This is a genomic window from Ruegeria sp. G12, assembly GCF_056533565.1.
On the sequence record NZ_JBQFOO010000001.1, the window covers coordinates 695,903 to 710,113 of the forward strand.

A 14,211-nucleotide genomic window follows, 5' to 3' on the forward strand; every position below is an offset into this window, starting at 1 on the left:
GGTATGGCCAAAAACTCAATTTCCAAGGGGCTTGAATCCTTTGTGTTCGCCAAGACCGCCGAAACCCTGTGGAACCGGCGCACCAAGCGGGTCAGCCGGGGCTCTAACGTGGTGGCAGGCTCGCTGAGTTGGGAGTCAAAGAATGACCGCTCGCCCCTATCACCCTTGCAAGAGGCGATCCTGATCGCCGCCACCGGGGCCTCGGGCATGACCATGCCGGACCGGCCGTTTTTCGACGATGAAAGCGGTGATCCGATCATGTCGAAACCCAATCTGGTGATGGAGGGGCGAACGGCGGGCAGCCCCGACAACGCCCAAGGCACGCATTTCTTCATGATCAACGACAGCGGCACATATTTCCTGCGCCGTCTTGATCCGCTGGAAGGCGGGACCAACACCTGGACGCCCGAGGTGCTGATCGACCGGGCCGAGCAGGCCAAGGTCCAGATCCTCGACCGTCGTATCGACGTCCCGGGCGATATGCGCGATTTCCCGGCCTATCTGGATTCGAACCGCTTCCTGTCGAACACACCGGGCTCGACCATCTTCTTTCCGGTGGTGGACCTGTCACACCAATACATCAACGCGCTGATGTACCTGCTGACGCAGCCGGAAAACGCGCGGCCTGTTATCGTGGATGACCGCAACTTCTATCAGCCAGCCGGTGTGAAAAAGTGGATCGAGAAAGGGTTCCTGAACCCCGACATCAAAATTCCGCTGGGCGTTCTGGGCCAGATGCGCACGCAGATCGAGGCGGATTTGCTAATCCAGAACCTGTTTCTGGTGACCGAGGCGTTGGGGTTGGGTGGATGGATTCACGCGGCGATCTCTCCACCGGTACTGATGGGCGATCCGAAATTCAGTGACCGATACGGCAAGATGTTGGGTTTTGATTATGTGACTCCGAAATGGCGTGTGATGGACCTGTTGCGCTGGCACACCTTGCCGATTGCGGCGATGAAACACGTTCGGGCGCATGCCGTGGGGTTGCGGCATCACGGGGAACATCTGATCAAGGGCAAATGCCCGCCGTACTATCCGACCATGTCCGACGCGGTTGACGCGGTGATTGCAGGCAAGTTCGGGCCCGACGGTATCTATAAGAACGAGGCGCTGTTCGAACGCATCTACAAAGGCGAATTCGGCGACAAGTATCTGGAAGAGGCAGGCGAGTACGAACAAGACGTCATCGACTGCGCCCGTGACATCTGCACCTATATTCACAAAACGCACGGTCGCTTCCCCGCCCATTGCGAGGCGATCCATGCGCCGGGCATCTGGTTGCAGACCCACCGCGTGGAAAACGAATACTACGACACCTATTTCGACAACGGCCTGACTGCAGCGCAGCGCGCGCATGACGACAACTGGGAAGCGTGACCTCAGAAACCGGCCATCTTGAGGCTTTCAAGGAAGTGCTGCGTGTCGGTTTCCAGCCGGTCGGGCTGAATGTCGGCCCAGCGGGACAGTGAGAAATTCGGATGCACGGCGCGGTGTTTGTCGGCAACCTGCCGCGCCATTTCTAGCTCACCCAGTTGCGCATAGCTGGCGGCGAGCATGCGCTGACCCTCGGTCGGGTTGTGCATTTTGTTCACGGTTTCAATAACATCCCCGTAGCGCTTCAAGTTGAAATACGCACCACCCAGATGCCACAAATACTGGTCGGGGAAATAGGGGTTCAGCCGCATCGCTTGCTTGAGATGTGAGATCGCGCCCTCGTTATCGCCGGAATGCGCCAGCGCGTCGGCAAAGTCCGAATGTAGGTCTGCATCGTTCGGGTTCAGCGCCAAAGCCCGCTTGTAGGACTGGATCGCCGAGTCATGTTCCTTGCGGTAAAGCTGAACAAAGCCCAGTTCACCAAACCCGCGTGCATCAGTCGGGTCCAGATCAATGGCCCGCTGGGCATAGGATAGCGCCTGATCCAGCGCGCCGTCCGCGCCGTTGTCCCATGAATACCGCCAGTTGATGTTCAACGTCCGCGACAGCGCTGCCGAGGCGCGGGCATAGCCATCGTCGCGTTCAAGGGCGAACTCATAGCAGCTCTGCGCCCTTTGATTGTCGTTGCGAGTGTATTTAAAGATGTAATGCTGGCCCTTCAGAACCGCCCCATAGGCCTCGAGGTCTGCGGGCGTGGCCTGCGCCATCCGCTGTTTTTCCTGCGACTCGATCATCACGGCGGCGGCGGCGACGATGCATTCTGTCACCTCGTCCAGAATGTCGAAAACGTCATCGATCTTGCGGTCAAAGCGCTCGGCCCAGATGGTGCGTTCTGAATTCACGTCAATCAGTTCCGCGGTGATCCGGATGCGGCTTTGTGACCGGCGAATTTTACCCCGGGCGATATAGCGGACGTTCAGTCTGCGGGCGGCCTCTTTCGGGGGCATCGTCTCGGCCTTGAAGAAGAAGGACGAGTTGCGGGCGATGACGAACAGGTTCCGGAACTTCGACAAGTTCATGATGATGTCGTCGGTCAGCCCCTCGGCAATCCAGCTGTCCTCTGGGTCGCCACTGGCGCTGGAAAACGGCAGCACCGCGACCGAGGGCATGTCGGGCCGCTGCATATTGCCCTCATGCAATTCAGGACGCAGAGTTGCCGCCATCGTCGCGCCCTCGACCTCACTGCGGACGCAATAGGTGGCCACCGGGGCCAGGATGTTTTTGAGGTGCTTGGGGCCAAGGAATTCATAGCCATAGCGCAGGCGGTTGCGGATTTGCTCATAGACAGCGGCGCTGATGAATACTCGTTCCGGCTCGGCAATCTCTTGCAGGCGCGCGGCGATGTTTACGTTGTCGCCGTGAACGCCGCGCTCGTCGAGCAGAACCTCGCCCATATGGACACCGGCCCGGAACTTGATCCGGTGGTCCTTGTCGCGCTTCTGATTGTGCTCCGCCGCTATGCGGTGCAGTTCGACGCTGAACTCGACCGCGCTAGTTGCGGTATCGAACAGGGCCAGAATGCCGTCGCCGCGGACCTCGACAATGGTGCCCTGATACTGAGTGCAGGTGTCTTCAAGCCGGGACAGCAGGGACTTCAGCGCGCTGTAGGTATCAAGCTCGTTCTCGTTCATCAGACGCGAATACCCGACAACATCCGCAAACAGCACTGCGCCGAGCTTTTGCGTGATCTGGGTTTCTGGTCTGCTGTGCGTCACTAACGGTACTCGGTCGTGATTTTATTCAGAGTTCAGGTCGTATAGGGCCCTGTTATCATTCTGGGCGGTCAGTGGAAGCCCCTGTGTAAACTTCCCAGCCCGTCTGATATGGCGCAGGAAAGTACGAGAAAACCGGGACCGACCACAGTCTCCTGCCATCGATCCGTCCATTCCGGTTGAAGGAATCCCCACATGAGCATGTCACGAAACGGATCGCCTGCAAACCACACTTTTTGCAACTTGTCCGGGATTCCATTTGGTATCGGACGAAAGACACAGAAAGCTGTTTCCGTGACAGATCGGGCCTGTGCTGCTAAGATTTAGTATACAATGCAACGATAAGACTGCTCATATTCCTGGGCAAGGTCACAGCTTTACAAGGATTCTTAGGTTTAAGTTCTTTCGCCATTAAAGATTTCGACAGGAGTTTGCGATGGACCAGATTGCAGAAAACAACCCGGCCAAACTGATTGATGCTCGGCCAGAACTGCGGGTGTCCCAAAGCTCGGCCTGGCTTCGGGCCTATGAACAGCGGCAACGCTTTGTCGCCGCCATCGAAGCGGAACTGGCACGGCACAACGTCAAGGCGCTGGTGACAAGGTCGGTCAACGGGGTTTATCCGCCCTGGCTCAAGGTCGAGGCCTGGCTGCCGGACAACGCAGCCCGGCCCGAGGGCAGCGACCCCCGCGTGCGCTGCGAGATGCAGATCATCATCGACACCCGCCCGTATCACGAACATGATGTTGTCACCACCGCACGGGCCGACGATGGGCGGAAGAAGATCGCCGTTTTCAACCGCTTGTATTTCGGGGAACAGCAAGCGGCGGAATGGGTTGCCTACACCATCCAGAAGGGGCCTAAGCCAAGCGGCTACACCCCGTGGCAGGACAGGCTTGAATCCTTTTTTCTGGCCTTCATTCCTTTTGCCAGAACCCGGCATTCCAATCGCATACGCGATATCTATCGCAATAAACTGCGGTTCTCGGGGCCCGGATTTCTGTTGATTGCCGGGGCTGTGATTGCCTTTGTCGGGTCATCCAGCGGCATTGTCCTTGTTCTCGGGCTGCTGGTGATCGCCGCTGCTTTGGTGATCCTGGCGCGGCGGCAAAAAAAGGTCTCGGTCATCAACACACCCGATACCTCGCCCCGGGCGCTATTGTCCGTAGATTCGTGGCAAACGGTTGTGCCGCAATTGGGCGAACGTCTGGCGGATATGAAGGCGCGTATCCTCAAAGCGCTGGGGGATCATGCTGAAAACGGGCTTATGGTCGAAGAAGAAACCTATGGTTTCAGGACGCCCCGCGGCTTTGAAGAGCGTGACCGCATCGTCGTCACCAAGGGGCAAGGCGTGGCGCAGATCCACATTTATCAGTTCGGCAAAGATATCTATGTCGGTTGGGAGAGCTTTGTGAACTGGGCGAAATGGGGCGAGACCAGAGCGATTTCGGCGCTGTCCGACATGACCTCGATCGTCGAGTTCCGGGCGGTGAAGGAAGAGTTGTACATCCCGAACCAGTTCGATCTGATCGACCTGAACAGTCTGTCCGAGGTCGTGCACCGGGACACGTCGGACGTCGTCAAAGCGATGATGAAAGAGTTCGAAATTGATCAGGAGATCGACTTTCAGATCATTCGGGGTGATCGCGACAGCGCGTTGGACAAAGACCGCTTTGACAAGAGGAAGAACAGCGAACGCAGCACCAGCACCCGGCGCTGGTCGATCCGTTAAGCTGTTGGGTGCGCTATGCATATTCTGACGATTGACCGGCAAGATGACACCGTTATTCAGGGCGCCTTGCGGGTCGAATTTGCCAAGAAAACAGATCGCTCGGTGCGTATCTGGGGCCATATGCGGGTCGCGTTGCGCGGTTTTGCAGGCTTGCCTGCCTTGTCGCGGTTTTTGTCTGTCCAATCGCACCCGGATGGCCCGGTCTGCCTGACGCTTGGCGCCGTTTGTGAAACCCAGCACGAAGATGCGCTCCGGCACAGTCTGGCGGGGTTCTTTCGGCTGGACGGACATGGGGATGTCAAGGTCAGTTCACCCGGTTCGGCTGAGGATTTCGGCGAGGCCTTTCTGGACCCGGAAGCCGAAAGGTGGAGTATCCACACCGATGTAACCACCGGCGACGGTAGCGCCCGGCTGCTTTTACCGATCAACCTGTTCACGCTTCTGGGGCAGAATCTGGCCCGCGCAGATCAGTTGGGGGCCGCGTTTCGCTACGAATGCGCCCTGGCCCCCGGACGCCCCGATCCCGAAGTGATGCGCAAAGCGCGTTACGCCGCCACCGCGCTTAAGGCGCAAGGTGCCCCCGATGCGATTGCCGAAGACCAGGTCGCCAGAAGCGAGGCGCTGGCCAATGCGACGGCCCATGTGGTCGAGGCTCTGGTCGCACCGCCAAACCTTTTGCGTGTGGTCGAAGAAGAGGCGCAACGCGCCGTATCCGGGCACCCTCTGGGCGCATCAGGCTATGTGCCCAAGCTGGAACCGGCAGATGATCTGGAAGCGGAAGCGCTGGGTTATCTGACCCATCCCGGCATTCTCGAACCCGGTGCTGATATGGATGCGAACGGTTTTCTGGATGAACCTGCACGGCTGGCTCGGGTGCTGTTAGACCCGTTGGCGCAGCATCTGGGTGTTCCCGATCCTGACGCAGCCGAGGCGTTTGGCCCCATCGCCTCTCCCCCCAAAACCCAAGCGCCGGATATGCAGGGCGAGCCGTTTCTGTTTCTGTCCTATGCCCGTGACGACTGGGATCGGGTCGAACCGCTGGTTCTGACCCTGCGGGAAAAAGGCATCCGCATCTGGACCGATGCCCAGATACAGCCCGCACAGGAATGGGACACTGCGCTTGAGGAAAAAGTGCGTGTCGCGGCGGGGATATTCTGCGTAGTCACGGATTCGTTTGTGCAATCCAAGTATTGCCGCCGCGAGATCAAATTCGCCGACGCACTGGACAAGCCCATTCTGGCAGCGCTTGAAGAAAGCGCGACCTTGTCGGATGGGCTGGCGATGATATTTGCCTCGTGCCAATACGTGCCGATGGATCATGATTTGGTGGTCGACAAACTGTACGGCGCAGCCAAGGTCATGATGCAGGAGGGGGCGCATGAATGAACCCTCGATTCTTGCTTCATTCATTCCGCTACTTCTTTTGGCGGTGCTGTACTGGTTGTTCAGAAGATGGCGAAACCGGCGTGTCGAGCTGAGCTTTGACGAACCAACCCGCGAGTTGTTTCAGGACAATGCCGACCGGACCGAACGCCTGATACGTGCAGGCAAACGGGCCGGGGCGGGCGCTGCACTTAGCGTTGCTTTCCTGCTGCTTGCCGCTGTCGTAGCCAGCGCCGTGGTGAGCCGCTATGTCTTCAAAACCGCGCTTCTTCTTCCATTTGATCTTATCTTTCTTGTTGCAAACGCGCTTGTAATCGCGGTCGCGATTGGCAGTGACCGGTTTGCCTTGATTGGCAAAGCCGCCCGCCGCAATGGAACGGTTTTGTGGCTCAACCGTTTAGGAGCCGTCGGGTTTGCAGTGATCCTTGTTTATCTGCAGTATCAGATCGCTCTGGGCACCTATCTGCGCCGATGGCGGCACGATGTTTTCGACGTTGAGCTTTTCCCGACATACTTTGCCGCAGTCGTCATCTTCTGTGTCGCGGCCATTGTTGCGCTCATACGCCTGTTGCGTGGTCAGGAGGGGCCATGACGGCCGATCTGATCCCTCTGATTGCCGTTGTTTTAGGGATCGGCCTGCCCATCCTCTTCGGTATTTGGCCGCCTATTGTATTTGCCATCGGCGGGGCAGTGCTCTTTGTCGTGTCCGGCCTGCCACCGCGCATGTTTTTAGGGTTTAGCCAGCAAGTCATTCTGTCCGTGCTAGGCGGCTACACGATCATGGTCCTGTTCTTTGCCATCTTCGCAGCGCGACTTTTTGCAACGCTTTACATGCCACCCAAGGGAGAAGGCCCCCTGCCAAAAAGCTGGGCCGCAGTCGTGGGCGGCGGTGCGGGGGCGCTGGCGGCTGATGAAGCACCTACAAGCGCCGAGTTTTCGACGGCGGCACCGCTAGCCCAGTATCTGTCGACCATCGCGCAGTTTGCCCCATTGGCTGTTGGGCCGATTGTGGTGGCGCTTGTTTCTGAAACCAGCATCGCTCGGAACATCGTCCCGCCACTTATCCTTGCGGGGAGTTTTGTTTTCCTCACAATGTACCTGGGACCACGGGAACACCCGCTGGAGTTAAAGGGGCACTCTCGCACCGACTGGTCTGGTTATCTGGCCATACCATCATTCGCGGCGGCTGTTCTTCTGGGCGTTCTCACATCGTCCGAGGCGTTGGCGTTTTCGGTTTTGTGGCTGGCTTACGTCCTGTACCAGCGCGCCGGTTTTGCGATTTTGTCCGATACGCTGAAAACAGGGGCGATTGATGCCGGTTCGCTGATCGCCACCTTTCTGACGGCTTCGTTCTTCGCTGGATTCGCCGTCATGGGCCTTCCGATCCGAAACATGGATTTCGATCTGGTGCAAATGATGCCGTATATCTCGTTGCTCTTTGCGGCGTTCATGGGGTTCTGCGGCGGCCCAATCGTCGCGGTTCTGACCGTTGTTCCTATAGCCATGCCTGTCGCTGTGAGCACCGGCATGACAGACCCTTACCGGTTTGCGATGGCTGTCTTGGTTGCAGGCGAAGCCGGTCGCTTTGCCTCGACCCGCATCGGATATCTCTCGGGCAACAAAGGGATCGATGGCGGCTCGGCAGTTTGGATCACGCTTTTGGCGCTTGCGTCGGTGTTGGTTCTTATCTTCGATTTGGTGTCTTTAGTTGAGGAGCTATTGTCTGGTTGACAGAACAACCCGCTGCGGGTCCAACTTACAGTGAATTGACGCAGCTAAAGTCTCGGACCGCCTGACTGTTGAACGGGTTCAGCACTGACGATGTTTGTATGCGCAAGATCACCAACCGGCCATCGAGGTCTACAGTGGCGCGATATATGTCCAAAGATTTTTCGCGGTGAATGTCCATTTTGTCGAATAAACGGAACAGGGCCCAATCGCCTGTTTCGTAAACGCCATATACGACCTCTTGCGCGTCCGACAGCAATTCCATGGACAGCATCCCGCCGGTCTGGGGCCAGTTGAACATGTAATCGCGGCCGGGGAATGAGTGCCGATAGATAAACAAGCTACTACCCTGAAAATCTATCGCGACGGCCGAGGCCTTGGGGTCGAGCGCCTCGACGGAAAGGGAAAACGCCACGTTGGCCGAGCCGCTTGCGCTAAAGAAAACGTCGCGAATTTCGGCTGCGTTTTCGAACATTCTCAGCGCCGCGTCGGACATTTGCAAATCTGCCGCCGCAGGACGCCAGCGCCAGGGCTTCCGGCTGCGATCGACCATAGAATTCATGTTCGCGTTAAAAAACGAGTCGATGACTCCGCCGGGAGAAAACAGAGTATTAAAGTCCTGCAGGTTGGTGTCGACGGAGGACTCCGGAGCAAACGGGTAACGCTCCTGCGTGGTCACCTCGCAAAGGGCAGACACCTGCGCTTGGAAATCAGAATTCAACCGCGACCGCACGGGCGCGCGAAACGCATCGGTCGCCAGGGTCGCAAACTGAACCGACCAGCGGTTCAGTGGGGCGGACAGGTTTTGGCCGATGCTGCGCAGGTTGTCCGCAGCCGTCAGTTCACTGGGGATTGGCTGAGAGCCAGCGGAGGTGCCCAGAACACTAAGTTCGCGGTATAGCGATCCGAGTTCGACCTGGACAAAATCGGTAAGTTCGGATGGTGTGCCCGCGTTGCCATCGACCATCTGATGCAGCCAGCCGAAATAGTCGTCAACGAACTGCCCTGGCAGCGCGGTCGGAAGTTGTGCCTGTTGCTGCTGCTGTTGCAGCAGTGTCGTGACCCGGGTTAACGCCCGCGTCTGGGGAACGTTGAGGTTTTTTGTGATCTGCTGGTCTGCCTTGGCTATACCGATCCCCGCTGTGGGTTCCTCGAATTCCGCCAGTTTGGTTTCAGCGGAAATCGCATTCATCAGCCGCAGGATCGGCGAGTTCGGGCGTGCGGCAAGTCTTGTGATCTGGACCACCTGTCCCAGCGAGTCGGCGTGAACGATGTCGATATCAGCCAGCAATTCGGACCAGAGGCGGATGTAGTCGTCATAGTATGACGACAAGACATCCTGCGCGATTTCGGCTTTTTGGACCTCGGTCAGGTCGGGCTGTCCGTATTCCCCCAAAACCCAATTGTGCTGCTGCATCTCGTCAATTGCACCGGCCAGACCGGTCAGCAGGACCTCGTGAAATCCGCGGCGCGTGAATAACCCTTCCACCCCGGCAGTCAGGGGCTGACCCGAGGCGCGTGTGAACACCCGTGCGGTGTCGGGGCCGCCTTGTTCGCTGATCTCCCACTGCGGCAGTCTTTTGGCTTCGGGGCCGTCGATGATTTCCCAATATGCGCGCGATGCCAGCGGTTCGCGCGCAAGTACGGCCCGCACGTTCTCAATCAACGGAAGGTTCAGCGGATAGCGGCTGCGCCGGGCGTTGCTGAGCATGACGTTCAGGTGATTTTGCAGGACTTCTTGATCGGTAAATTGACCCGGAAGGGACGTGGCCCAGTCGGAATGCATCCAGACGCGGATGGTTTCGTCATTGGTTGGGCCTGCCTGACCCAACATCAGATACACGCGCAGCGCCTGATTTAGATATCGCGGGTTGTTAAGGTTCTGCGTCATTTGCTGTTCCAGCCGATACATAAGGCTGGTGCGGAAATGGCTGCCGATTAATTCGTGATAGTGATTGCGAAGCCTGCCAGCCTCGGAAACCGGGTTCAGACGGGGCAGAGACAGGAACTTCTCGTCGACCCGCTGCATATTCTGGGCTCGGTTCAAAATCAGGCCTGTCTGCTCAAGCCGACGGTCCGGTCCAAGCTGGTTGGCGCTTATGGACAGGCCGTCCAGGTCTTGCTGCAGCGTAACCATGGTGTTGATGCTGTGGCGGTAGGATCGTTCGATGATCCAGAAACAGGCAATGGCGATCAGAATGGTCGGGGCCAGTTGAAGCGCGACGTAGAACCGGGTGCGCCGCATCTGGCGGGCCGCTTCAGATTTCTCATCCTTGGGTTTGTGCTTCTTGCCGCGACGGAAATAGACAAATGCCCCCACGACCAAAAGAAAGGCCAGGATCAAAACGGCGGCCACCGTCCCATCCGTCACCAGCATCAGATAAAGGAACATCGCCACAAGCGCGATCAATCCGGTCAGGACGAGAGCCATCAGAACGCGGAAAAGAAAGCGGAGCATCGTCAGGACCCCTTTCTTACGATGATTTCGATGCGACGGTTGCGGGCGCGCCCTTCCGGCGTGTCGTTTTGCGCTATGGCTTCCAAATCTCCCCGACCTTCGGCGAATAACCGGCTGTTGTCCTGAAAACTGTCCTTCATCGCGTCTAGAACCGATTGCGCGCGATCCAACGACAGTTGCGTATTGCCCCCCCGGATACCGCGCAGGGGCACGCTGTTTGTATGGCCGACAATTCCGATCGGGCCGGGCAGGGTGTTCAGCACGCCCGCCAGCTTTTCAATGACCGGAATGTAATTTGCGTTCATTTCGGTTGCTCCGGAACTAAACAAATCTTCCGCGCCAAGCGTGATGACCACGAATGGGCCTTGCGACTGCACGTTAACGCTGCCCGCCTCGATTTCGGGATGCAGCGCGCGGGTCAGGGCGGTCCAAGGATCCGACCGGTACGCCACTGCAGTTTCCCCGAGCCCGGCTGAAAAGTTCTCTCTTTGCAGGTCCACGACCGCCTGGATTTGTGTGCTGAGGGCGTGGGCCTGAAGCTTATCCAACTGAATAGCCAGGTCATCGCGGGCACCGTTCAATAATGCGACGCGGGTTCCGTAGAAGGCCCCCAGCAGCACCAGCCCCGCACAGGCAAGCAGCAAGTTGAAACGTGTCGCGGCCCGCATGATGCTCTGATGCCGCTCAGCCGCTGCTTTGGCGGCAACCAGATCGGCCGTTTTGGCTTGGTGGATCATGTCGCGTTGCCATTCCAGGATCGCGCTGCCCAGAACGTCGTGGTAAATCTCGAACCGGTTGCCCATGGTGTCGTCGGCGGCGACGACCTCGCGCAGGATGCGGGATTCCCGCTGGCACAGGCGCTTTAGAACCTCCTCGATTTCGGCAGTTTCGCAATCCGTGTAGTTCGCAAGATCCTCGGCAGAGTGGGCGATTTTCGCCCCGGAGGGGGTTACAAGGTAGTAAAACACCTTGCGCGCAATATCTTGATCGCTTGTCCTCAGACGGTTCAGCACGCGACCCAGATGGGTGCGCAGAATCTCTTGCGCGCCGCCAAGGTCCTTGAGGGTATGCAGCCGCAGGGCGTTGGACCCGGCCTCGCGCTCTTCGCTCCAGATCCGTTGCATGACCAGCTGCAGATAGGGAGTTTCGATTTCCTCGCGGCTCCGCCCGTCGTCCTGCGCAACGCCGCGGCCGCGATGGCCAAATCCCTGCTGCCCAAGCTGAACCTGACGCAGGACCTCTTCCCGCAACTCGGGCTCGACCGATACGCTGGGATCCTTGTCAACCTCGCGGTTTTCGTTCCAGCGTTCCACCGGGCCGTCGATGGCCAACCGCCCGGCTTCGAAATCCAGACGGTCGATGCGCAAGTAGTTGGAAAACAGCTTGGGGATGCGGCCCTTGAAGCGGTCCATCTGGCTGAGCGCATCGTCGCGCAGCGAGACCAGCAGGTTGACGGGCAGGTCTTTGGCCGACGCGATCCGGGCGAGCGTATCTGCGAAATCGCCGGGGATGTCGGTCGGATGATACAGGAAATACTCTTCGAACTGGTCGAGGATCAGGAAAAGCTCGCCGTTTAGGCGTTCGCACCACTGTTCCAGCCGGTCAATCGTCGATTCTCCGTGCACAGGCCCGCCATCCCCACCCATCGCGTCCGCAACGGCGTCCCGGACGGCCCGTTCCAGTCGGATGCTCGGGTCGCCGCGCCATTCGCTCAGCCAGGCGACAGCAAACTCCGGCAGCCCCAGCCGGTCGAGATTGGCGCGTGCTTCGGTGCGCATATCGCGCAGAACCCCGGCGCGTAGGACTGAGGTTTTGCCGACGCCCGAGGGGCCATAAAGCAGCGTGAATCTGGAGGCCGACAGGTTCGACGCAATCACCTTGCGCTCGCGGTCGCGGCCAAAGAAATAAGCGGCGTCTTCTTCCTGATAAGGCATCAGGCCGCGATAGGGATCGGACCTCATGACCTTTTCCACGAAGAGCTTTCACCGATCCAATTTACCAAACCATTGGCAAATTCGGGCAGCGAGGCCTGGATCAGTTCGGCGTTGCGATAGGTCCAGAAATCGCGATCCTGTTCGTCGCTTGTCTGGTCCACAACCCAACTGCGTGCGGGCAGGCGGCCATGCCCGAACACCCGGCTGAGGATAGATCGCAATGTCCAATGCGACAGGGAATGGCCGAGAAACAGATAGTGGCACCGAAACAGCCGCGTCTTCAGCGCTGGCGGCAGCAACTGCTTAATGTCGCGATCGACTACATAGGAAAAATGATCGTCTTCGGTGACCACGAAATGCTCGATCCCGGATTCGGCCCGGTCGACCGTTCCGGCGAGTTTCAGCAGCAGTGGGCGTTCATGCTCGCCCAGCGAGAATTCCGAATTCTCATTGGGGCGCTTGAGCAACTTGGTCTCGTTATCCGGTGAGATATGGCTGAATATGCCGCGATTGTTCTGATCCACGGAGTAAGCCAACACATCCAGCGGCTCGCCAATTTCGGCAAAAGCACGCTCGGTCAGATCGTCATAGTTCACCGTGATAAAGATCGGATTGGGATCAGTCCGCCCCGAGGCCCGTAACGCACCCGGCAACTGCGCCATGGCGCGGTGGATGTCGTTTATCGCGTAGTCGAAGTTCAGCAGATCGTGCAGATCTGAATAAATCGGCGCGATGCCGTCCCGCACCGCAACCCGCTGCGCGACCTCGGCGAGGCAGGCGTCAGCATCAATGGGCAGAGAGTTGTTTTCGGCGATGAACTGGGCGATCTCACCATTCAGCGGCGGGATATCTGGGTTTCCGTGCTGCCATCCGGAATACACGCTCGGGTCGGGGCGGTTCACGCCTTCGCCCAGAAACACCGCGACACGCCCCAGATCCAGCGCGCGGAGTATTGTATTGTACTTATCCGCAAAGGGCGACGTGGGCTCGGTCTTGACCGGCGCGGGCTGCACGGGCGTGGCCGCAACTCGTTGCACTGGGGCCGCCGGGGTTGATTTCATGTCCTGAACCACTGCGGCAAAGGCATCGCCAACATCCGTCCAGGCCTGATCCCGCGCGCCGTTTTCGGTCGAGAACGAAACCACTGGCAAGCCGTCTTTCGGCAACACCTGCAAATCCGCAATTTCGCTGGCCTTCCAGCGGCAGGGGCGCAGAATGATCGGGAACATCTGGACGTTACCCGCTTTCCAGCGTTTTAGCAGGCGGCCCCATTCTTCGGAAAAGATAAACTCTGAATCGAGGAAGTTGGACGACACCAGCAGGACCGCAATATCGCAGGACTCGACGCGTTCGCGGATTTGCTGCAGCCAGGCGTCACCGGGGCTGAGTTGACGGTCATCCCACAGATCAATTTCACCACCACGGGTCAAATCGATCAATTGCTGGCGGAAGGTTTCCTTATGCTCCTCATCATCATGCGAGTAGCTGACAAATACCTTGAGTGATGAAATTCCACTATCCAAAGCAGCGTCCGTTCAACCTGTTTGGTTCACAACGTAAATCCAAATTACATCAAAATGTGACTTGTCGCCAATAGCTTCGGTCGGCGAGGTGAATTTCCAGATCAATTCAGGCCTTTTGCTAGGGTTTTGCAACCGACGGTGTTCTGAAACTGAACGCTAAATTTGTCCCGATTTCTCTTTCCGCGCCAAATCGTGTAAACTGCTAACTAATTTAATTGGATTGCTTTTTTATTTTGAAAGTAGTGCCCAAAGCCGGGCCTCGGAAAGGTAAATTTTTCAAGTCGTTAACGCGTTTTGTGGGGGC

At 58.0% G+C, this 14,211-nt stretch carries 9 protein-coding genes; 5 read left to right on the top strand and 4 right to left on the bottom strand.

The features are described from left to right. Positions 1-3: 3 nt before the first annotated feature. Complete coding sequence (locus ACR0JN_RS03290; protein ID WP_480884204.1) at positions 4-1,380, top strand: hypothetical protein; 1,377 nt, start codon at positions 4-6, stop codon at positions 1,378-1,380. 2 nt (positions 1,381-1,382) lie between these two features. Here the strand turns inward: ACR0JN_RS03290 and ACR0JN_RS03295 are convergent, their stop codons facing one another. Next, positions 1,383-3,152 carry an adenylate/guanylate cyclase domain-containing protein gene (locus tag ACR0JN_RS03295; RefSeq protein ID WP_480884205.1) on the bottom strand — a complete coding sequence of 590 codons (1,770 nt, stop codon included), beginning with the start codon at positions 3,150-3,152 and terminating at the stop codon, positions 1,383-1,385. 433 nt (positions 3,153-3,585) lie between these two features. Here ACR0JN_RS03295 and ACR0JN_RS03300 point away from each other — a divergent pair, with 433 nt between their 5' ends. From ACR0JN_RS03300 to ACR0JN_RS03315, 4 genes are read left to right on the top strand one after another with little or no spacing between them, the layout of a single operon-like run. Next, positions 3,586-4,881 carry a hypothetical protein gene (locus ACR0JN_RS03300; protein ID WP_480884207.1) on the top strand — a complete coding sequence of 432 codons (1,296 nt, stop codon included), beginning with the start codon at positions 3,586-3,588 and terminating at the stop codon, positions 4,879-4,881. Between the two features lie 15 nt (positions 4,882-4,896). After that, positions 4,897-6,267, top strand: coding sequence for a toll/interleukin-1 receptor domain-containing protein (locus ACR0JN_RS03305; protein ID WP_480884208.1), 1,371 nt, complete (start codon positions 4,897-4,899; stop codon positions 6,265-6,267). After that, on the top strand, positions 6,260-6,856 hold the full coding sequence (locus ACR0JN_RS03310) for a hypothetical protein (RefSeq protein ID WP_480884210.1): 597 nt from the start codon (positions 6,260-6,262) through the stop codon (positions 6,854-6,856). The genes ACR0JN_RS03305 and ACR0JN_RS03310 overlap by 8 nt, the downstream gene beginning before the upstream one ends. After that, positions 6,853-7,995: a hypothetical protein gene (locus ACR0JN_RS03315; RefSeq protein WP_480884212.1), complete on the top strand. Its 1,143-nt coding sequence runs from the start codon at positions 6,853-6,855 to the stop codon at positions 7,993-7,995. Before ACR0JN_RS03310 ends, ACR0JN_RS03315 begins: the two co-directional genes overlap by 4 nt. A 25-nt stretch (positions 7,996-8,020) precedes the next feature. Here ACR0JN_RS03315 and tssM read toward each other — a convergent pair whose 3' ends face one another. From tssM to ACR0JN_RS03330, 3 genes are read right to left on the bottom strand one after another with little or no spacing between them, the layout of a single operon-like run. Beyond that, positions 8,021-10,450, bottom strand: a complete 2,430-nt coding sequence (gene tssM, locus ACR0JN_RS03320) for a type VI secretion system membrane subunit TssM (protein ID WP_480884214.1) — start codon at positions 10,448-10,450, stop codon at positions 8,021-8,023. Positions 10,451-10,452: 2 nt separating this feature from the next. Next, positions 10,453-12,411 (bottom strand): nSTAND1 domain-containing NTPase, encoded by a 1,959-nt coding sequence (locus ACR0JN_RS03325; protein WP_480884215.1) that lies wholly within the window; start codon positions 12,409-12,411, stop codon positions 10,453-10,455. Beyond that, positions 12,408-13,907 carry an SIR2 family protein gene (locus tag ACR0JN_RS03330; protein ID WP_480884217.1) on the bottom strand — a complete coding sequence of 500 codons (1,500 nt, stop codon included), beginning with the start codon at positions 13,905-13,907 and terminating at the stop codon, positions 12,408-12,410. Before ACR0JN_RS03330 ends, ACR0JN_RS03325 begins: the two co-directional genes overlap by 4 nt. Positions 13,908-14,211 lie beyond the last annotated feature (304 nt).